The organism is Halopseudomonas oceani, from assembly GCF_002903165.1.
GTDB lineage: Bacteria > Pseudomonadota > Gammaproteobacteria > Pseudomonadales > Pseudomonadaceae > Halopseudomonas > Halopseudomonas oceani.
In genome coordinates, this window is record NZ_PPSK01000001.1 from 365,003 (window position 1) to 383,991 (window position 18,989).

General features: G+C 62.0%; 16 protein-coding genes. 12 read left to right on the plus strand and 4 right to left on the minus strand.

Translation table 11 applies throughout. From position 1 onward, the window contains the following. Nucleotides 1-435 precede the first annotated feature (435 nt). The 10 genes from C1949_RS19360 (at nucleotide 436) to C1949_RS01800 (ending at nucleotide 13,005) form a co-directional block, all read left to right on the plus strand. The gene (locus C1949_RS19360; RefSeq protein ID WP_170062979.1) at nucleotides 436-585 is read left to right on the plus strand and encodes a hypothetical protein; all 150 of its coding nucleotides are present in this window, start codon (nucleotides 436-438) and stop codon (nucleotides 583-585) included. Between the two features lie 81 nt (nucleotides 586-666). Then, on the plus strand, nucleotides 667-1,524 hold the full coding sequence (locus tag C1949_RS01760; RefSeq protein ID WP_104736740.1) for a DMT family transporter: 858 nt from the start codon (nucleotides 667-669) through the stop codon (nucleotides 1,522-1,524). An 896-nt stretch (nucleotides 1,525-2,420) separates the two neighbouring features. Continuing rightward, complete coding sequence (locus tag C1949_RS01765) at nucleotides 2,421-3,347, plus strand: hypothetical protein (protein WP_104736741.1); 927 nt, start codon at nucleotides 2,421-2,423, stop codon at nucleotides 3,345-3,347. A 497-nt stretch (nucleotides 3,348-3,844) separates the two neighbouring features. Beyond that, nucleotides 3,845-4,222 carry a MerR family transcriptional regulator gene (locus tag C1949_RS01770; RefSeq protein WP_083728790.1) on the plus strand — a complete coding sequence of 126 codons (378 nt, stop codon included), beginning with the start codon at nucleotides 3,845-3,847 and terminating at the stop codon, nucleotides 4,220-4,222. Nucleotides 4,223-4,274: 52 nt separating this feature from the next. Further along, entirely contained in the window at nucleotides 4,275-5,438 is a 1,164-nt protein-coding gene (locus C1949_RS01775; RefSeq protein ID WP_104736742.1) for an isovaleryl-CoA dehydrogenase, read from the plus strand. A 186-nt stretch (nucleotides 5,439-5,624) separates the two neighbouring features. Next, nucleotides 5,625-7,232 carry a carboxyl transferase domain-containing protein gene (locus C1949_RS01780; protein ID WP_104736743.1) on the plus strand — a complete coding sequence of 536 codons (1,608 nt, stop codon included), beginning with the start codon at nucleotides 5,625-5,627 and terminating at the stop codon, nucleotides 7,230-7,232. 185 nt (nucleotides 7,233-7,417) lie between these two features. Continuing rightward, the gene (locus C1949_RS01785) at nucleotides 7,418-8,218 is read left to right on the plus strand and encodes a gamma-carboxygeranoyl-CoA hydratase (protein WP_104736744.1); all 801 of its coding nucleotides are present in this window, start codon (nucleotides 7,418-7,420) and stop codon (nucleotides 8,216-8,218) included. Then, nucleotides 8,211-10,148, plus strand: a complete 1,938-nt coding sequence (locus tag C1949_RS01790) for an acetyl/propionyl/methylcrotonyl-CoA carboxylase subunit alpha (RefSeq protein ID WP_104736745.1) — start codon at nucleotides 8,211-8,213, stop codon at nucleotides 10,146-10,148. Before C1949_RS01785 ends, C1949_RS01790 begins: the two co-directional genes overlap by 8 nt. Beyond that, nucleotides 10,145-11,053, plus strand: a complete 909-nt coding sequence (locus tag C1949_RS01795) for a hydroxymethylglutaryl-CoA lyase (RefSeq protein ID WP_104736746.1) — start codon at nucleotides 10,145-10,147, stop codon at nucleotides 11,051-11,053. The genes C1949_RS01790 and C1949_RS01795 overlap by 4 nt, the downstream gene beginning before the upstream one ends. Then, the gene (locus C1949_RS01800) at nucleotides 11,050-13,005 is read left to right on the plus strand and encodes an acetoacetate--CoA ligase (protein ID WP_104736747.1); all 1,956 of its coding nucleotides are present in this window, start codon (nucleotides 11,050-11,052) and stop codon (nucleotides 13,003-13,005) included. The genes C1949_RS01795 and C1949_RS01800 overlap by 4 nt, the downstream gene beginning before the upstream one ends. Nucleotides 13,006-13,143: 138 nt before the next feature. Here the strand turns inward: C1949_RS01800 and dkgB are convergent, their stop codons facing one another. After that, complete coding sequence (dkgB, locus tag C1949_RS01805) at nucleotides 13,144-13,965, minus strand: 2,5-didehydrogluconate reductase DkgB (protein ID WP_229744312.1); 822 nt, start codon at nucleotides 13,963-13,965, stop codon at nucleotides 13,144-13,146. Between the two features lie 330 nt (nucleotides 13,966-14,295). Between dkgB and tspO the strand changes: the two genes are divergently transcribed. After that, a complete protein-coding gene (gene tspO, locus C1949_RS01810; protein WP_104736748.1) occupies nucleotides 14,296-14,742 on the plus strand; it encodes a tryptophan-rich sensory protein TspO in 447 nt (148 codons plus the stop codon). After that, complete coding sequence (locus C1949_RS01815) at nucleotides 14,739-15,731, plus strand: alpha/beta hydrolase (RefSeq protein ID WP_104736749.1); 993 nt, start codon at nucleotides 14,739-14,741, stop codon at nucleotides 15,729-15,731. The genes tspO and C1949_RS01815 overlap by 4 nt, the downstream gene beginning before the upstream one ends. 69 nt (nucleotides 15,732-15,800) lie before the next feature. Here C1949_RS01815 and C1949_RS01820 read toward each other — a convergent pair whose 3' ends face one another. Genes C1949_RS01820 through C1949_RS01830 form a run of 3 tightly spaced genes read right to left on the minus strand, consistent with a single transcriptional unit; the run spans nucleotide 15,801 to nucleotide 18,947 of the window. After that, on the minus strand, nucleotides 15,801-16,946 hold the full coding sequence (locus C1949_RS01820; RefSeq protein WP_104736750.1) for a response regulator: 1,146 nt from the start codon (nucleotides 16,944-16,946) through the stop codon (nucleotides 15,801-15,803). Continuing rightward, nucleotides 16,943-18,571, minus strand: a complete 1,629-nt coding sequence (locus C1949_RS01825) for a diguanylate cyclase (RefSeq protein WP_104736751.1) — start codon at nucleotides 18,569-18,571, stop codon at nucleotides 16,943-16,945. Before C1949_RS01825 ends, C1949_RS01820 begins: the two co-directional genes overlap by 4 nt. Then, nucleotides 18,564-18,947: a response regulator gene (locus C1949_RS01830; protein WP_104736752.1), complete on the minus strand. Its 384-nt coding sequence runs from the start codon at nucleotides 18,945-18,947 to the stop codon at nucleotides 18,564-18,566. Before C1949_RS01830 ends, C1949_RS01825 begins: the two co-directional genes overlap by 8 nt. Between the last annotated feature and the right edge of the window lie 42 nt (nucleotides 18,948-18,989).

Sequence of the window (18,989 nt, forward strand, 5' to 3'; positions counted from 1 at the left end):
GTTCGCTGCGTTGCTCGATTTATCGGGGAGCCACAAAACTCGGCTCTTCGAGCCTCAGACATCCTGTGGCTCTTTTTCCCGATAAATCTGCGCTACTCGCCCGCGTAAACGGGGAGTGGGTCCGTGCATGCTTCACCTCTGGCTGATTCGCATCTCTCCGTGGGGCCTGTGACGTCGTGCGCGACGCTGGTTCAGGCGGGGTATTGGATGCCGCACGGTCACAGCATGCTGTGACCCTACGACTGGCCATGCCACGGCGCCGCCCGCCAACCTTCTCCACCACGTGCGTGGGGGCACGGCATGCCGTGGCCGTGACATTCTGCTACGCCCATCCGATGCCGCAACCCTCCCGTCTTGCCCATGCACCAACACGGTGCTAATCTCGTCAAGTCGTCAAACGGCGACTTTTCGTTTTTACCTGTCCAGAGTGACCGCATGTCCACTGCCCAGACCACCGCTGTTGTAAACCGCCCCGCGCTTGCCGGTGTGGTTGCGCGTGTGCAGGCTGCCGTGGCCTGCCTGCCGGTCACCCCTCCCGGCGTAGCCATCGTGGTTGCCGTGGCTTCACCGCCACCAGCGCACTGATCCCGTTACCCCTTTTCTGATTTCTGTTCTCCCTGACTGGCGTCACGCCGTAGGGCGAACCTGTGTCCTGACAGGTGACATATGTTTATTCAACGTTTGAACTGGGCCGCCATTGGCCCGACTGCGCTGTTCGTGCTGCTCTGGAGCGCGGGCGCGATCTTCTCCAAATGGGGGCTGGAACACGCCTCCGCCTTTGCCTTCCTGCTGCTGCGCTTTGTACTGGCCTGCGCTGCCCTCGGGCTGCTGGCGCTTACCCGGCGGCGCTGGCTGCCGGCGCGCGGTACCCGCAAGCAGGTAGCATTGGTCGGGGTACTGCTGACCGGCGGCTACACCATCTTCTACCTGCTCTCGCTGGACGCCGGGCTCACGCCGGGCGTGCTGGCAACGGTACTGGGCGTGCAGCCGATCCTCACCCTGATGCTGGTCGAACGCCGCGCCAACCTGCTGCGGGTATTGGGTTTGCTGTTGGCGCTCGGTGGCCTGACGCTGGTGGTGCTCGACAGTCTGCTGGCGGCGCGCTTCTCGCTGCTGGGTATCGGCCTGTCGCTGGCAGCACTGCTGTGCATCACCCTGGGTTCGATCTTCCAGAAGGGGATTCAGCAATCACCCATGGACGTACTGCCGCTGCAATACGCCATCGGCCTGCTGATGTGCGCGGTGGTCGTACCCTTTCAGCCGTTTGACGTGGAATGGAGCGTCGGCTTTATCGTTCCGCTGCTGTACATGGGCGTGTTGATTTCGGTCGGTGCAACCCTGTTGCTGTACCGGCTGATTCGGATGGGCAATTTGGTCAATGTGACCAGCCTGTTTTATCTGATGCCCGGCTGCACCGCGTTGCTGGATTTCCTGTTCCTGGGGAATCGGATGGCGGCGTTGAGTCTGTTGGGGATGGGGGCGATTGTGCTGGGGTTGGTGTTGGTGTTTAGGCCGCGTGGTTAATCCAGCGCCCGTGCTCGGATAGCCCCGGCTCGCTGACCCTATCGCCGCGTCATCCTCGCGAAGGCGAGGATCCAAGCGTGCTCTGAGGCACCACTGGATTCTCGCTTTCGGAAATTAATCTTTTCGCAGCGGCGCATCCTACCTCGCATCGCGCGATGGCAAGCTAGTGCCTCCGCCGATTCGACTCAAAAGCGCTTGTTATCAGAAGCACTTTAGTTTTTTTCTTGCGCTTGCTGCCTGCCCTTGCTCTCAGCTTGGCTTTAGCTAAACGCCGTTCTTGGCCCTTTTTTAGCACGTATGCTTCGGCTTCCTGCCTCGTAAGTTGGGGTTCGTTTCGGAGCAATTGCTCTATCTTCTTCTCCCACACAGTGCTGTCCCTCGATTAAGTGTGTAGTTTACTAATATCCGTCAGCCGCGCTCGGATAACCTGGCTCGCTGTCCCTATCACCACGTCATCCTCTCGAAGGCGAGGATCTAAGGGGCTCAGTGGTTACTTCGGCGCTGCCTGATAACCCGGCTTTCGCCTTCACGGCGAGCCAAGGGGGGCCGCTTGCCCGGCCCCCCCTTAGCGATCCCCCGGGGCACCCGACTACGCGGCCCTGCGGGTTCGCTGCGTTGCTCGGGCTGACGGGGAGCGGCAGAACTCGTCGCTACGCTCCTCAAACAGGCTGCCGCTCTTTCTCCCGCCAGCCCTGTGCTACTCGCCCGCGTAAACGGGGATTGGGCGTGCACGGCTCCAAGTTGGTTGCGATACAGAGTAGTCGAGCCTGCTCTACTGAGTCATAACACGAAATTCGGGGGTTGGAAAAATTTAGCATAGATAGCAATATGTAATCAGAAAGGATTACAGCTAGGCTTTAATCTTGGATGCAAGCCATCAAAGGAGTGATCTTAGCGTGACAGTGTTACGAGCGAAAAATTTTATTTCTAAATTCTGCCAGAATAAGAAGCTGAGGCTTTTTGCGGACATTGTAATTCTTATATCAACCTCTTATTTGATGTTAAAAAAGCTGTCTGGGTTCTCTTTGACAGGTTGGCTAATAAATAATGCATTTCATCAGCCGCTTATAAATTTCTTTGTGGTGGTTTCGGTAGCGGTTATCATTTTCTGCGTAATAATAAAGATGGTGACTATATATTTTGATGCCTTTCCGCCGTTAAATCATGGGTTAGTCGAGCCAGACGAAATTTCTAACTGCTTGTATCGTATAAATAGTGAGGTCGGTGAGCATGTAAGCAGGTGCTCGGCAGACGAAAATCTCGATATTCGCTCTATCTGCGAGCAGCATGGCTTTAAGGTTAATGCTGCTCTTATCGTTGATTCCCTAGCAGAGCATATCCGGAAGTCGATAAAGAACATTAAAGTAAAGCGCAAGGATTTGTTTATATCTCTTTATTGTGTGAATGAAGAAAGTGGGTGTCTAGAGTATATGCTTCATTACGATTCGAAAAGAGATCTGGTGGAAACGAAAAGCATCAGTTTGAACTCGGAAAAATACCAAGAGTATGAAAGTGTAAAGTGTCTCCGGTCGAACAATACTACCGCTTGCGTTCTAGACAAGAAGCGCTATGCTAAAGGTGCTTCTAAAAGGCACAAGACAATTGAGCATTACATAGGCTGTAAGCTTTCTTCAGAGCATAAGGTTTTTGCGTTTTTAAATATAGAGTTTCACAATAGTGCGATTTTTCCTGAGGAGTCTGACATGCAGGACTTTCTTGAAGAGCATGTCTATCCGTTTAAGCTTTTGCTTGAATATCAGTTTTTAAAGAAAGAGTTTTTCTCGCATCTGAAAAGTCTTGATGAATATAGGAGGGTTGCATGAAAGATGTTTCCTTTTCCTCTAATGGGAAGCTGTTTGAAGAGGTTGAACAGCTAAAGAAAATTATACGTGATGAGATTTACAATAAATCGCGTAATCTCTCGTGCAGCCCTTCGTTTCAGATCCATGAAAGATCGGCATCTTCCTGCAAGCATGAACGCGGCAATAAAAAATAAATAGTAAGCAGAGTAAGTGGTTTGGAGGGGATAGCCTTTGCTAGCAGGAACTAAAATGGCCGGAAGCTTATTTTCCTTGCCATTTTCTGCTGCGCTGAAAGCTCTGTTCGTAAGTATGTAATTAGAAAAATTGTCGGCGAAATTGGGGGTAGATGAACATTGATAGCGTGAAATGTTCGTTTGCACCCCCTGATTTCCATCCGCTGTACTCACTACAGATTATCCTGACCGCTTCCCGCTTCCCGCTTCCCGCTTCCCGCTTGACTCATTAGCGCTCATTGGCTTACCTTTACGTTAACGTAAAGCAACCCAAGCCGCTGCTCCATGACCCAGACCTACAGCATTTCCGATCTCGCCCGTGAGCTGGATATCACTACGCGGGCGATTCGTTTTTATGAGGAGCAGAACATGCTCAGCCCCGAGCGTCGCGGGCAGGAGCGGGTTTATAGCCCTCGGGACAAGGTGATTCTCAAGCTGATTCTGCGCGGTAAGCGCATTGGCTTTTCGCTGGCGGAGTGTCGGGAGCTGATTGAGCTGTACGACCCGGGCCACGGTAATCGCAAGCAGCTGGAGACCTTCCTGGACAAGATCACCCAGCGCCGTGCGCAGCTGGCGCAGCAGTTGCTGGATATCGAGCAGATGCAGATCGAGCTGGATACCGCGGAGGAGCGCTGTCGAACGGCGTTGGAACAGACCCGGTAGCCGTTCGCTTTCCCTTTTAAAGCCTAGATAAAAACAAATACAGGTGACCCCCATGCATTACCCATCGCTGAACTTCGGTCTTGGCGAGACCATCGACATGCTGCGCGAGCAGACCCGCAACTTGGTTGATGCCGAGCTGGCGCCGCGCGCGGCGGAGATCGACCGGGAGAATCAGTTTCCGCAGGACATGTGGCGGCGCTTTGGTGACATGGGGCTGCTGGGCATTACCGTGCCTGAGGAGTATGGCGGCTCTGGGCTGGGGTATCTGGCGCATGTGGTGGCGATGGAGGAGATCAGCCGTGGATCGGCGTCGGTGGGCTTGTCCTACGGGGCGCATTCCAACCTGTGCGTGAATCAGATCAACCGCAACGGCACGCCGGAGCAGAAGGCAAAATACCTGCCCAAGCTGATCAGCGGCGAGCATATCGGGGCGTTGGCGATGAGCGAGCCGAACGCCGGGTCCGATGTGGTCAGCATGAAGTTGCGGGCGGAGCGCCGTGGTGACCACTTCGTGCTCAATGGCAGCAAGATGTGGATCACTAACGGCCCAGACGCGCACGTTTACGTTATTTACGCCAAGACCGAGCCGGAAAAAGGGCCGCACGGCATCACCGCCTTTATCGTCGAGCGCGATTGGGCCGGCTTCTCCCGCAGTCCCAAACTGGACAAGCTGGGCATGCGCGGCTCAAACACCTGCGAGCTGGTGTTCGACAACGTCGAGGTGCCGGTGGAGAACATCCTTGGTCAGGTCAACGGCGGCGTGAAGGTGCTGATGAGCGGGCTGGATTATGAGCGCGTTGTGCTTTCCGGTGGCCCGACCGGGATCATGCAGAGCTGCATGGACGTGGTGGTGCCCTATATCCACGACCGTCAGCAGTTCGGCCAGAGCATCGGTGAGTTCCAGCTGATCCAGGGCAAGGTCGCCGACATGTATACCCAACTCAACGCCAGCCGCGCCTATCTGTATGCCGTGGCACAGGCCTGCGACCGTGGCGAGACCACCCGCAAGGACGCCGCCGGGGTGATTCTCTACACCGCCGAGAGCGCGACCCAGATGGCGCTGGACGCGATCCAGATTCTCGGCGGCAACGGTTACATCAACGATTACCCCACCGGCCGCCTGCTGCGCGACGCCAAACTGTACGAGATTGGTGCGGGCACCAGTGAGATTCGGCGGATGTTGATTGGACGGGAGTTGTTTAATGAGACGCGGTGAGGCAGCGGCAAGACGGATGGCCGCCCCCTGTAAGCGGCAAGCGGCAAGCAGCACTGAGATGCCTTGGGGTTGGGTGCACCTAGTTAACGTGGGTGGCGAAGTCCTGTCTGGCAAAAATGGTGGAGCGGCTAGGGTTGGCTTGCAGCTTGCGGCTTGCGGCTTGCAGCTGGCCGGGGAGCAAAAGCGATGAGCGTCCTACCAACCCAAATCACCCCCAGCTCACCGGAATACGCGGCCAACGCGAAGGCCATGCGCTCCCTGGTCAGCGAGCTGCAAAGCCTGCTGGCAGGCATTGCCGAGGGCGGTGGCGAGGCGGCGAATGCGCGGCATCTGGCGCGGGGCAAGCTGTTGCCGCGTCAGCGCGTGGATGCGCTGCTCGATCCGGGTTCGGCCTTTCTGGAGATCGGCCAGCTGGCCGCCCATGAGGTCTATGGCGAGTCGGTGCCGGCGGCCGGGGTGATTGCCGGTATCGGCCGGATCGAGGGCGTTGAGTGCATGATCATCGCCAATGACGCCACGGTGAAGGGTGGTTCCTACTATCCGCTGAGCGTGAAGAAGCACCTGCGGGCGCAGACTATCGCCCGCGAGAACCGTCTGCCGTGCGTCTATCTGGTTGATTCGGGCGGCGCCAACCTGCCACGCCAGGACGAGGTGTTCCCGGACCGTGAGCACTTCGGGCGGATCTTCTTCAATCAGGCCAATATGAGCGCGGCGGGCATTCCGCAGATTGCTGTGGTGATGGGCTCCTGCACCGCGGGTGGCGCCTATGTGCCGGCGATGGCCGACGAGACCATCATGGTGCGCGAACAGGCGACCATCTTCCTCGCCGGGCCGCCGCTGGTGAAGGCGGCGACGGGTGAGGTGGTCAGCGCCGAGGCGCTGGGCGGCGCGGATGTGCATTGCCGCACCTCGGGCGTGGCCGACCATTACGCCGAGAACGACGAACACGCCCTGGCCCTCGCCCGTCGCTGCATTGCCAATCTGAACTGGCATAAGCAGGGTGAGCTGAACTGCCGCCCGGTGCTGCCGCCGCGCTATCCGGTGGACGAGTTGTACGGGGTGATTCCGGCTGACAGCAAGCAGCCGTTCGACGTGCGCGAGGTGATTGCGCGGCTGGTCGACGACAGCGCCTTCGATGAATTCAAGGCGCTGTTCGGCACCACGCTGGTCTGCGGTTTTGCGCATCTGCACGGCTATCCGGTGGCGATTCTGGCCAACAACGGCATCCTGTTTTCCGAGGCCGCGCAGAAGGGCGCGCACTTTATCGAGCTGGCCTGCCAGCGCGGCATTCCGCTGCTTTTCCTGCAGAACATCACCGGCTTTATGGTCGGCAAGAAGTACGAGGAAGGCGGCATCGCCAAGCACGGCGCCAAGCTGGTCACTGCGGTGGCCTGCGCCCGGGTGCCCAAGTTCACGGTGATTATCGGCGGCAGCTTTGGCGCCGGAAACTACGGCATGTGTGGCCGCGCTTACGATCCACGTTTTTTGTGGATGTGGCCGAATGCGCGCATCTCGGTGATGGGCGCCGAACAGGCCGCGGGCGTGCTGGTGCAGGTCAAGCAGGAGCAGGCCGAGCGCAGTGGCGAGCAGTTCAGCGCCGAGCAGGCCGACGCCCTGCGCCGGCCGATCCTCGATCAATACGAACGCCAGGGCCACCCCTACTATGCCAGCGCCCGCCTGTGGGATGACGGCGTGATCGACCCGGCGCAGACGAGGGATGTGCTGGGGTTGGCGATATCGGCGGCGTTGGGGGCGCCTATACCGGCTAGCACGTTCGGTGTTTTCCGGATGTAGCGGCGCACATCAGCGGCAAGCTGCAAGCTACAAGCAGCAAGCTGACCGAGTCCGCTTCTGGCTTTTGCGCTTTAGAAAGCCCTGCGTTGGCTTGGGTTAGGAAACGAGCATTTGGGCTGCACGGACAGCTTGCCGCTTGCAGCTGCGCGAGCAAGAGCGCGCCAGCCACCAATCGAGAAAACAACATGAATGCTTACGAAACAATAGAACTCGAATTCCGCGCAGACGGTGTGGCGACGCTCTGGCTTGCTCGCGCAAGCAAGAACAACGCCTTTAACGCCCAGATGATCCGCGAGCTGCTGGACGCCCTGGATGCGGTCGCGGCCAACCCGGCGGTGCGCTTTATGCTGCTGCGGGGGCGTGGCAAGCACTTCTCTGCCGGTGCCGATCTGGCCTGGATGCGCGATTGCGCGGCGCTGGATTACAACGCCAATCTGGATGACGCCCGCGAGCTGGCCCAGCTGATGGCCTCGCTGGCGCAGCTCAAGGTGCCGACGCTGGCGGTGGTACAGGGCGCGGCCTTTGGTGGCGCGCTGGGGCTGATCAGCTGCTGCGATATGGCGATTGGCGCGGACGACGCGCTGTTCAGCCTGTCGGAGGTGCGCATTGGTCTGCTGCCGGCGGTGATCAGTCCGTACGTTACCCAGGCCATCGGCGCTCGCGCCACCCGCCGCTACGCGCTGACCGCCGAACGCTTTGACGGGCTGCGGGCCTGCGAGCTGGGGCTGCTGGCCGAGTGTTATCCGGCGGCCGAACTGGAGGCGGCGCTCGATCAGTGGGTCGCCAACCTGCTGCTGAACGGCCCGCAGGCGATGATGGCCACCAAGGCGCTGTTGCAGGAGGTCGGGCTGGGCGCCATGAGCACGCCGCTGCGTCGCTACACCGAGGCAGCGATTGCCCGGGTGCGGAACAGCCCCGAAGGTCAGGAGGGCCTGTCGGCCTTCCTGGAAAAACGCCAACCCGACTGGTGCGCGAGCCATGATTGATTCCCTGCTGATTGCCAACCGCGGCGAAATTGCCTGCCGCATCATGCGCACCGCGCGCGAGCTGGGTATCGCTACCGTGGCGGTGCACAGTGATACCGACCGCGACGCCCTGCACGTGCGCAGCGCCGATCAGGCGGTCAACCTCGGTGGCGCCCGCCCGAGTGACAGTTACCTCAAGGTCGAGGCGATCATCGCCGCGGCCAAAGCCGCCGGCGCCAATGCGATTCACCCGGGTTACGGCTTTCTCTCCGAGAACGCCGACTTTGCCCGCGCGGTGGCCGCCGCCGGGTTGATCTTTGTCGGCCCACCGGCCAGCGCGATTGACGCCATGGGCAGCAAGTCGGCGGCCAAGGCGCTGATGGAAACCGCCGGGGTGCCGCTGGTGCCCGGGTATCACGGCGCCGATCAGGCGCTGGAGACCTTCCGTGTCGAGGCCGCCAAGATTGGCTACCCGGTGCTGCTCAAGGCGGCGGCTGGCGGCGGCGGCAAGGGCATGAAGGTGGTCGAATCGGAAGCGGAGCTGAGCGAGGCGCTGTCCTCCGCCCAGCGTGAAGCGCAGGCGGCCTTTGGCGATGCGCGCATGCTGGTCGAGAAATACGTGCTGCAGCCGCGCCACGTCGAGATTCAGGTGTTTGCCGATCAGCACGGCAACGCGGTGTATCTGGCCGAGCGCGATTGCTCGATCCAGCGCCGTCACCAGAAGGTGGTGGAAGAAGCCCCGGCACCGGGCCTGTCGCCCGAGCTGCGCCGCGCCATGGGCGAGGCGGCGGTCACCGCGGCGCGCGCCATTGGCTACGTGGGCGCCGGGACCGTGGAGTTTCTGCTCGACGCCCGTGGTGAGTTCTTCTTTATGGAGATGAACACCCGCCTGCAGGTCGAGCACCCGGTGACCGAACTGATCACCGGGCAGGATCTGGTCGCCTGGCAGCTGCGCGTGGCTCAAGGGCAACCGCTGCCGCTGAGCCAAGAGCAGATTGTGCTGCGCGGTCATGCGATTGAAGTGCGGCTCTACGCCGAAGACCCGGAACAGGATTTTCTGCCCGCCAGCGGCGAGCTGACGCTCTACCGCGAGCCGGCAGCGGGCGCTGGGCGGCGGGTCGACAGCGGGGTGGTCGAGGGTGACCGCATCTCGCCGTTCTATGACCCGATGCTGAGCAAGCTGATCGCCTGGGGCGAAGACCGGGAAACCGCCCGCCGCCGCCTGCTGGCAATGCTTGCCGAGCAGCAGCTGGGCGGGCTGCACAGCAACCTCGCCTTCCTGCGTCGGGTGCTGGCGCATCCGGCCTTTGCCGCCGCCGAGCTGGATACCGGTTTTATCGCGCGTCACACCGACGTTCTGTTGCCTGCACCGGCCCCGCTGCCCGACGCCTTCTGGGCGCTAGCGGCCCGCGCCTGGTTGCTGACCCAGCCCGCGGCCAGGCGCGCTGATGACCCGCACAGCCCCTGGGCCAGCGCCTCCGGGTTGCGCCTCGGACTGGCCGGCGAGCAGCGCCTGCATCTGCGCTGTGGCGAGGCCGAGGCGCGTGCCCTGCCCGCTGCGGGCGTCAGCCTGCAGGGCGATCAGTTGCTGGTTGAGGGGCGTCGCCACGCCGTGCAGCGCCGCGGTCAGTGGCTGTTTGTCGAGTGGAACAGGCAGCTGCAACGGGTCACGCAGGTTGACCCGATCGGCGAGGTAGAGGCCCGGCAACACGGCCACGGCGGTTTGACAGCACCGATGAACGGCAGTGTGGTGCGGGTGCTGGTCGAGCCGGGTCAGCGGGTCGCGGCTGGCGAGTTGCTGGTGGTGGTCGAGGCAATGAAAATGGAGCACAGTATTCGCGCTGCCGAGGCCGGTGAGGTCACGGCCGTTCACTGCGCCGAAGGCGATCTGGTTGACGAAGGCCGGGTGCTGGTGGCGCTGCAACCGCTTGCTGAGGAGGCAACGGCATGAGCATGCCGCAACAGGTGCGTCTGGTCGAAGTGGGCCCGCGCGATGGCCTGCAAAATGAAAAACAACCGATCAGCGTCGCCGATAAGGTACGTCTGGTCGATGACCTGAGCGCTGCCGGATTGAGTTATATCGAGGCCGGCAGCTTCGTCTCGCCCAAGTGGGTGCCGCAGATGGCCGGCTCTGCCGAGGTGTTTGCCGCGATTCAGCAACAGCCCGGCGTGACCTACGCTGCGCTGGCACCGAACCTCAAGGGCTTTGAAGGCGCGCTCGCCGCCGGGGTGAAGGAAGTGGCGGTGTTTGCCGCCGCCAGCGAGGGGTTCTCGCAAAAGAACATCAACTGCTCGATTGCCGAGAGCCTGCAGCGCTTTGAGCCGATCATGGCCGCGGCCAAGGAGCACGGCGTGCGGGTGCGTGGTTATATCTCCTGTGTGCTGGGTTGCCCGATTGACGGTGACGTAGCGCCGGAGCAGGTCGCCGCGATTGCCCGCGAGCTGCTCGATAGCGGCTGCTACGAGGTCTCGCTCGGCGACACCATTGGCGTCGGCACTGCCGGTGATACTCGGCGGTTGATCGAGGTAGTTGGCCGCGATATCGACCGCGGCCTGCTGGCCGGGCATTTTCACGATACCTACGGGCAGGCGCTGGCGAACATTCACGCCAGCCTGCTGGAAGGCGTGGCGGTATTCGACAGCTCGGTCGCCGGGCTGGGCGGTTGCCCCTACGCCAAGGGCGCGACCGGTAACGTCGCCAGCGAAGACGTGCTCTATCTGCTCAACGGGCTGGGTATCGAGACGGGTGTCGATATGGCGGCGCTGGTGCAGGCCGGTCAGCACATCTGCAACGTACTGGGCAAGGCCAACGGCTCGCGCGTGGCGCGGGCGTTGCTGGCGCGGGAGCAGGCATGAGCGAACCCTTGTGGCGGCCAAGCCCGGAGCGGGTCGCGGCCAGCCGGATGGATGCTTTCCGGCGCTTTATCAACCAACGCCATGATCTGGCGCTGGCCGACTACGCCGCGCTGCATGCGTGGAGCGTCGGCGCGGTTGCCGACTTCTGGCAGGCAGTGGCGGACTTCTTTGCGGTGGACTTCAGCACCCCGCCGCAGCGGGTGCTGGATAACCCGGATGCCATGCCCGGCGCGCAGTGGTTTGCCGGTGCCGAGCTGAATTTTGCCGCCCACCTGTTGCGCCGCCGTGACGACCACCCGGCGCTGATTGCGCTCAGCGAAGACGGCCAGCGTGAACAGCTCAGCTACGCCGAGCTGGCCGCACGGGTGGCCGGGCTGCAGCAGCACCTGCTGAAGCTCGGTGTGCAGCCGGGTGATCGGGTCGCGGCGCTGATGCCCAATACCTGGCAGACCGTGGTCGGCATGCTGGCGGCGGCGAGCATTGGTGCGGTCTGGTCATCCTGCTCGCCGGACTTTGGCGCGCAGGGCGTGGTCGACCGCTTCGGCCAGATCGAGCCGCGGGTGCTGATCGCCTGCAGCGGTTACCGCTACGCCGGCAAGCAATTGGATATGAGCAGCAAGCTCGCGGAAATCCTGCCGCAGCTGGGCGGCCTGCAGCAGCTGATTCTGGTGCCCTACGGTGGCGTGGAGCCGTGTCTGGCGGAGTTTGCCTCGGTGGTCTCGACCGCCCACTGGGACGACGTCAGCCAGCCAGCCGGCAGCCCGGCGTTCACCGCCCTGCCCTTTGCCCAGCCGCTCTACATCCTGTATTCCAGCGGCACCACCGGGGTGCCCAAGTGCATCGTTCACGGTGCCGGTGGCACCCTGCTGCAGCACCTCAAGGAGCACGGCCTGCACACCGATCTGGGCAGCGAGGACGTGCTGTTCTACTTCACCACCTGCGGCTGGATGATGTGGAACTGGCTGGTCTCCGGGCTGGCACTGGGCGCGACGCTGGTGCTCTACGATGGCTCGCCGTTCGAGCCTGCGGCGGAGAGGCTGATCGACCTGATCGACGCCGAGAACATCAGTATTTTCGGCACCAGCGCCAAGTATCTGGCCGCACTGGAAAAGGCCGGCGTCGAGCCGAATCGCAGCCACCAGCTGAGTCGGTTGAAGGCGGTGCTGTCGACCGGTTCACCGCTGGCGCACGAGGGTTTTGACTACGTCTACCGCTGCTTCAAACCGGACCTTTGCCTGTCGTCGATCTCTGGCGGCACCGACATCGTCTCCTGCTTTGCCCTCGGCAACCCGGCCGCGCCGGTCTGGCGTGGCGAACTGCAGTGCAAGGGCCTCGGCATGGCGGTCGAGGTGTGGGATGACGAGGGCCAGCGGCTGGCTGAGGGCAAGGGCGAGCTGGTCTGCAGCAAACCTTTCCCGTCGATGCCGCTGGGCTTCTGGAAGGATGAGGACGGCAGCCGTTTCCGCGCCGCCTACTTCGAGCGCTTCCCCTGCGTCTGGGCGCATGGTGATTACGCCGAAGAGACGCCGCACGGCGGTCTGATCATTCACGGCCGCTCCGATGCGGTGCTCAACCCCGGCGGGGTGCGCATCGGCACCGCGGAAATCTACCGGCAGGTGGAGAAGGTCGAAGCGGTGCTGGAGTCGCTCGCCATCGGCCAACAGTGGCAGGGCGATGTGCGCGTGGTGCTGTTTGTGCGCCTGCGTGACGGCGTGACGCAGGATGCGGCACTGGAGGCGAAGATCCGCCAGGTGATTCGCGCCAACGCCACCCCGCGCCATGTGCCAGCGAAGATTATCGCGGTCAGCGACATCCCCCGCACCCGCAGCGGCAAGATCGTCGAACTGGCGGTACGCAACGTGGTGCACGGTCTGCCGGTGAAGAACACCGACGCGCTTGCCAATCCAGAGGCGCTGGATCTGTTCCGCGACGTGCCCGCGCTACAGCAGTAATCGTCCCCGCGTTGCTTCAATTGTTGCTGCGGCTCTGCGGAAGGCCGGGTTTACACCCGGCCAGCGGCGGTGCGGCGAATGCTGCTGGTCGAGATGTAACGCGACCTTCCTGAAAGCAAAAACCAACCCTGTGGGGTTTCAATCCCACTCGGGCGCAAAGTCCGGGTTGGCAATGCGTTCGCCCCGGTCCAACTGGTGGATGAAGTTGAGGTCATCGGCGGTGAGTTGCACGCGGTTGGCCTCCAGGTTGCTCTCCAGGTGCAGGCGTTTGGTCGAGGACGGAATCACCGCAATGCCCTGCCGCATCAGCCAGGCCATGACCACCTGTGGCGGGGTGGCGCCGTGCTCTTCGGCGATACGGTCGAGGGTCTCGTCCTGCATCACTTTGCCCACGGCGAGCGGCATGTAGGCAGTCAGGTGCAGGTCTTCTTCGCGGGCGAACTCGACCAGTTTGCGATTTTGCAGGAAGGGGTGAATTTCAACCTGATTGGTGGCGATGTTGTCCGGCCCCACCAGCTCAAAGGCTTCGTTGAGCAGATCGATGGTGAAGTTGGAGACTCCGGTCAGCCGTGTCAGGCCCTGCTCGCGGGCGTTCATCAGCTCGCCCAGGTATTCCTGCATGGGCACCTTTCCGCCGGGCGATGGCCAGTGAATCAGGGTCAGATCCACCTGATCGAGTTGCAGCTTGTCGAGGCTTTCGCGCAGGCTGGGGATCAGCTTGTCCTGGGTGAAGTTGTCGGTCCAGATCTTGGTGGTGACAAACAGCTCGCTGCGGGGCACGCCACTGTCGGTGATGGCGCGGCCCACGTCCTGCTCGTTGCCATAGATTTGTGCGGTGTCGATGTGTCGGTAGCCCAGCTCCAGCGCCGTGCTCACAGCCTGGTAGGCGTCATTGCCCTTGAGCCGGAAGGTGCCCATACCGATGGGGGGAATCATGCTTTCCGAGGTGGACTTCATCATGCGTTTTCTCCATACGGATGTTGTGGCCGGTGGCGCCTTGCTGATCCTGTCAGCCAGCTGAACCAGGTCAGTGCGGCAGCGACCGAAGCCGTCAGCGCGCCAATCCAGGTGGTAAGCAAGAGACCGGTGTTGGCTACAATAATTCCGCTGTATTTGGGCACTGCCGGCAATGGCTGCGTTGGGGGGTGTTGCGCAGACAGCGGCCGAATTGACTGGTGCTCAGGAGCAAATCGCCTGGCCGATGGAATTTATCGCCACGCGAACGGGTCACTGAACAGGGAATTAAAACTCTGAGCCTCTCTGGCGGCTGGCTACAGCCAAGGATAAACGATGACCTTTTTCATATTTCTGCTGGCCTGCGGCGCGGCTGCCACCACCGGCATCATCTTCAAGCCGGGGCAATGGTACGAGCGCTTGATCAAGCCCGACTTTACGCCGCCCAACTGGGCGTTCCCGGTGGCCTGGACGCTGATCTATCTGCTGCTGGCCTGGGTCGGCTATCGTCTGTCCCTGATACCCGGCAGCCAGGTCTCGCTGGCGTTGTGGGCGGCGCAGATTGCTCTTAACACGCTCTGGACTCCGGTGTTTTTCGGCGCGCACCGTATTTTCAGCGCGATGGTCATCATTGTCGTGCTCTGGTTGGTGGTCGCGTTGATGGTGTTGATGGCGTTCAGACTCGACGTGATCAGCGGCCTGTTACTGCTGCCTTACCTAGGCTGGCTCAGCGTGGCGGCGGCGCTCAACTTCGCCATCCTGCGCAAGAACCGCAGGTTATGAAATACCAACCTGCCTACCTGACACGCTGGTCGGTAAGTCAGCAGGAGCGTGAGCAGCTGGAGGCGTTCAATAGAAAACTGGCCTGGCTGCCGCGGGCAAAATTGTTTAATCGCAGGGTGTTGCGCCTTGCTCAGGGGCTGCTGCGCGTTGCTCAATCTGGCGGCGAGCGACGGTTGCGCAAGCAAGGGCTCAGGGCTGAAACCCGGCGGGTTCAGATGGGCGACGTCACTGTGCCCGTGCGCATCATCCGGCCTGAAACCTCGGCCAAAGGTGTGGTGCTGGATATTCATGGCGGCGGCTGGGTTGTCGGCAACGCGCGGATGAATGACCGGTTCAACGGCGCCATGGTGAAAGCATGCGGTGTGACGGTGGTGTCGGTTGACTACCGGCTTGCCGTCTCCGCGCCCATTGAGGCCCTGATTGAAGACTGTCTGTGCGCCGCTCGCTGGCTGTTGGACGACGCTAACAGCGAGTTTGCCGGCCTGCCGGTAACCATCGTGGGTGAATCGGCCGGAGCCCATCTTGCGGTAGCGACGTTACTCGAGCTGAAGCGCTGGCCAGATCTGTTTGCACGGGTGAATGGGGCCCTGCTCTATTACGGTGTTTATGACCTGACAGGCACGCCGAGCGTACGCGCCGCGCCGTCGGAGACGCTGCTGCTGGATGGCCCTGGCATGGTCGACGCGATGCGCCAGCTGACGCCGGAGTTGACTGACGAGCAACGCCGCACACCACCGCTGTCCCCGTTGCATGGCGACTTTACCGGCTTCCCACCTGCGCTGATGTTCGCCGGCGAGCTGGACCCGCTGCTGGACGATACCTGTCTGCTGGCGGAGCGCTGGAGTAGATCGGCCGAGGTCGAGTTTCAACTGCTGCCGTCATCGCCACACGGCGTTATTCATTTCCCTGTCGCGCTGGCCGGCGCGATTTTGGCCCATGCGCACCGCTGGATAGCGGCAAGCAACGACGCCTTTCCCCGACCTGAGTGACGCCTTGTGCCTGCCGCTCCCGCCCAGTGAACAGCCGCGGTTTGGCTTGTAGCTGGTGGCTGAGCGGCACTAGCCGTCGACCGGCTCCGCTGTGTCGCGCCCAATCAGGCGACGCAGCTGATGCAACTGGGTCGGGTCGGGGCTGGCGAAGCCGGTCTCCAGTGCGGCAATTCGCATCAGGATGCGGTCCTTGCGCAGCCCGGTCTGGGGCAGCTGAAACAGTGAGCCGGTCAGCTCGCGGAGTAGAAACGGCAATTGTTGCTGGGCCTTGATCTGGTTGCCGAAGGGCGCAGCGTAGTCGCTGACCATCTGCCTGATGGTTTCGTCATCGGCCTGCTGGCCGTAGTTCAGATAGTGCTGAACGGCGCAGATGACCGCCATTTCGCCCAGGCGACAGAAGCTCAGTGCCGTGTCCATCGGGCCAGCCGCAATCGACTGGTGAGCGCTCAGTCGCTTCAGGGCCTGAGCGAGGGCTTCGCGCTCGGCCATGAAGCCGGCGGCCAGACGTTGCAGCAATGGATGCTCCAGCGCGATGCGGGCGCGCGAAAGCCGTTTGGCCAGATCGGCGCAGGTGTGGTTGCCAAGCCACTCGCAGGCTTCGGTCAGGCTGACGCAGGCACCTTCACGACCGCGTAGCAGGCCTTCGCGGTTGGCGCGATTGATGCTGACCAGCGCCAGCAGCGGCTCGTTGCGGGCCAGTGTCAGGTAGTCTGCGTGGCTGGTCTGCTGCGGCAATGCGGCCGCCTCCTGCTGGCGCTCGGGGCTGGTCCAGGCCAGCCGGATCGGCTGCTTGAGGCGCGCCTGCAGAAAGCCATTCAGATCGCCGATATTGCCCGCTGCGGCGATTCCCTCCTGATCTCGCTGCAGCAGCCGGGCCAGCCGTTTGCGCAGGTCATCAAGCTTGAACGGCTTGGCGATCAGGTCGACGACGCCGGCGGCGCGTGCATCCAGCACCAGCTGCCGGTCTATGCTGGCGGTGATCAGCACCCGCAGACTGCGCGGTGCGCGGCGCGCAACTTCGCGAGCTAGGTCCAGGCCGCTGCGGTCGCTCAGCTGCAGATCGGCTATCAGCAGGTCAACACGGTCACTGCGCAGGTGGTTGATGGCGCTGACGGCCGTATCAAACAGACGGGTTTCGATGCCGCCCAGATCACGCAGAACAGAGCGCAGCAGTTCGGCAATCCAGGGGTCTTGCTCGACGATAATTGCTTTCAATCGTTACCGACCTCGGCCTTGCAGATGCGATTGCGGCCGGATTCCTTGGCCTGATACAGGGCGCGGTCGGCGTCCTCGAGCAGCGTGCTGTTGTTCCAGTCAGGTGCCATGCAGGTGCTGATGCCGGCACTGAAGGTGCAGTTGAACGGCTTGCCCTTGTCGGTGGAGAACTCCAGGGCGCTGAAGGCCTCGCGAATACTGTCGAGAATGCTGAAGGCGTCTTCCCGGTTGCAGCCAGGCAGCACCGCAACAAACTCCTCGCCGCCGTAACGGCCCAGGCGGTCAACCTTGCGCAGGCGTTGGCGCAGCAGGTTGGACAAGGCACGAATCACGCTGTCGCCGTTGGCGTGGCCGTACTGGTCGTTAACCGATTTGAAACGGTCGATGTCGATCATGGCGACGGTCAGGGGGGACCGGGTGCGCAGTGCGCGCTCGGCCTCGATTTCCACCTGCTCCTTGATGTCGGCGTGCTTGAGCAGGCCGGTCAGGCTGTCGCGGGCGAGCGCGTCGCTGACCATGCGGGCGCGCTGGGCGCGGGCATAAACGGTGGTCAGCAGGGCGCTGTCACTGATCGGCTTGGTGATGAAATCATCGCCAGCCTTGAGCAGCGCCGACATCTGCCGCTCGGCGTTGGTTTCCGCCGACAGGTAGACAATCGGGACGCGCAGCCAATCGTCGTTCAGGCGGATTACCTGCGCCAGTTCCGGGCCGCTGTAGTCCGGCATGCTCAGGTCCATCAGCACAACCTCAGGGCTGAAGCTGTCCATCTTGCTGAGCAGCTTATGCGGATCGCTCAGGGTGTCGACCAGCATGCCGGCGCTGCTCAGTACCAGCGCATAACGGGCGCTCAGTTCGGTATCATCGTCGACGATCAGCACCCGGAACGGCCCACCCTGGAAGGTGTTGAAGCAGCGCTCAAGGCGGCTTTCCAGTAGTGGCAGATCGACGGGTTTGGTGAAGAAGCCACTGGCGCCGACGCGCACCGCCTGCAACCGGCCGGTGAAGTTGTCCTGTGAGCTGATCACCAGCAGCGGCGGCGCCTGGGCGCCGCGCTGGCGGAACGCCGGGTCCTCCAGCAGGGTGCTGCCGGGTGGGCTGGTATCAACAATCATGGCGTCGATGATGTCGGTCTTATGCAGGGCGGCTGGGCTGTCAAAGCTGCTGATCTGATAACCAAAGCTGCCGAGGGTGCGCTCCAGCTGCTCGCGCATGGCGGCGTCCTGCACCAGCAGGCCGATATGTTGCTGGGCGCCCTCATCGCTGGCCGGGGTCTCAAGGCGTTTGGGTTCGGCCCGGTCGTCCTGGTGGCGCTGCAGCAGCAGGTTCAGGTGACGGATCGCCTCCGCCAGGGTGTCCAGGGTCTGGGATGCGCTTTGCGGGTCATCGAGTACCGCCTGGGCCCGCTGTTCCAACTCGCGGCAGCGCTCACCGAGAGCGGCGTAGCCGAAGGTCCCGGAGGAACCGGCCAGCTTGTGCAGGCGGTCGCGCAGGTCTTTCAGTGCGACCGGGTTGTCGCGCAACTGGTCGGCCAGCTGTTTCAGGACATCCAGTTCGTCGTTCAGGCGCTGGCGGAAACGTTCTTCCAGGACGGCCAGTTGGGCGACGAGCTGCTCTGATTCATGCATGCGTGTTTTCCCAAATCTCGCGGATCTGATCTGACAGGGTCATCGGGTCAAAGGGTTTGATGATGACACCGGCGGCACCCAGATCGCGGTAGGCAGCCACCTCTTGCGTTTGCGCCTTGGCGGTCATGAAGACGACGGGTACGCCTTGCATGCACCGTAATTTGCGCAATTCAGTCAGGGTTTGCGGGCCATCCATACCCGGCATCATGACGTCCAGCAGGACCAGCTGGGGGGTGAAGTTCTCGGCGACGGCCAAGCCGTCGGCACCAGAGTCACAACTGCGCACGACAAAGCCGCCAACCACTTCCAGCGCCACCCGGGCAACTTCCTGAATGGAAGGGTCATCCTCAATGTGCATGATGCGTTTCAGTACCATGGTCAGCCTATCTTGCGTTCGTTGGGTGGTAGAGGCCTTGAT

Bases quoted from the DNA above. Each gene is read 5' to 3' on its own strand.
- C1949_RS19360 (WP_170062979.1), top strand. From the start codon at position 436: ATGTCCACTGCCCAGACCACCGCTGTTGTAAACCGCCCCGCGCTTGCC.
- C1949_RS01760 (WP_104736740.1), top strand. From the start codon at position 667: ATGTTTATTCAACGTTTGAACTGGGCCGCCATTGGCCCGACTGCGCTG.
- C1949_RS01770 (WP_083728790.1), top strand. From the start codon at position 3,845: ATGACCCAGACCTACAGCATTTCCGATCTCGCCCGTGAGCTGGATATC.
- C1949_RS01775 (WP_104736742.1), top strand. From the start codon at position 4,275: ATGCATTACCCATCGCTGAACTTCGGTCTTGGCGAGACCATCGACATG.
- C1949_RS01780 (WP_104736743.1), top strand. From the start codon at position 5,625: ATGAGCGTCCTACCAACCCAAATCACCCCCAGCTCACCGGAATACGCG.
- C1949_RS01785 (WP_104736744.1), top strand. From the start codon at position 7,418: ATGAATGCTTACGAAACAATAGAACTCGAATTCCGCGCAGACGGTGTG.
- C1949_RS01790 (WP_104736745.1), top strand. From the start codon at position 8,211: ATGATTGATTCCCTGCTGATTGCCAACCGCGGCGAAATTGCCTGCCGC.
- C1949_RS01795 (WP_104736746.1), top strand. From the start codon at position 10,145: ATGAGCATGCCGCAACAGGTGCGTCTGGTCGAAGTGGGCCCGCGCGAT.
- C1949_RS01800 (WP_104736747.1), top strand. From the start codon at position 11,050: ATGAGCGAACCCTTGTGGCGGCCAAGCCCGGAGCGGGTCGCGGCCAGC.
- dkgB (WP_229744312.1), bottom strand. From the start codon at position 13,965: ATGATGAAGTCCACCTCGGAAAGCATGATTCCCCCCATCGGTATGGGC.
- tspO (WP_104736748.1), top strand. From the start codon at position 14,296: ATGACCTTTTTCATATTTCTGCTGGCCTGCGGCGCGGCTGCCACCACC.
- C1949_RS01815 (WP_104736749.1), top strand. From the start codon at position 14,739: ATGAAATACCAACCTGCCTACCTGACACGCTGGTCGGTAAGTCAGCAG.
- C1949_RS01825 (WP_104736751.1), bottom strand. From the start codon at position 18,571: ATGCATGAATCAGAGCAGCTCGTCGCCCAACTGGCCGTCCTGGAAGAA.
- C1949_RS01830 (WP_104736752.1), bottom strand. From the start codon at position 18,947: ATGGTACTGAAACGCATCATGCACATTGAGGATGACCCTTCCATTCAG.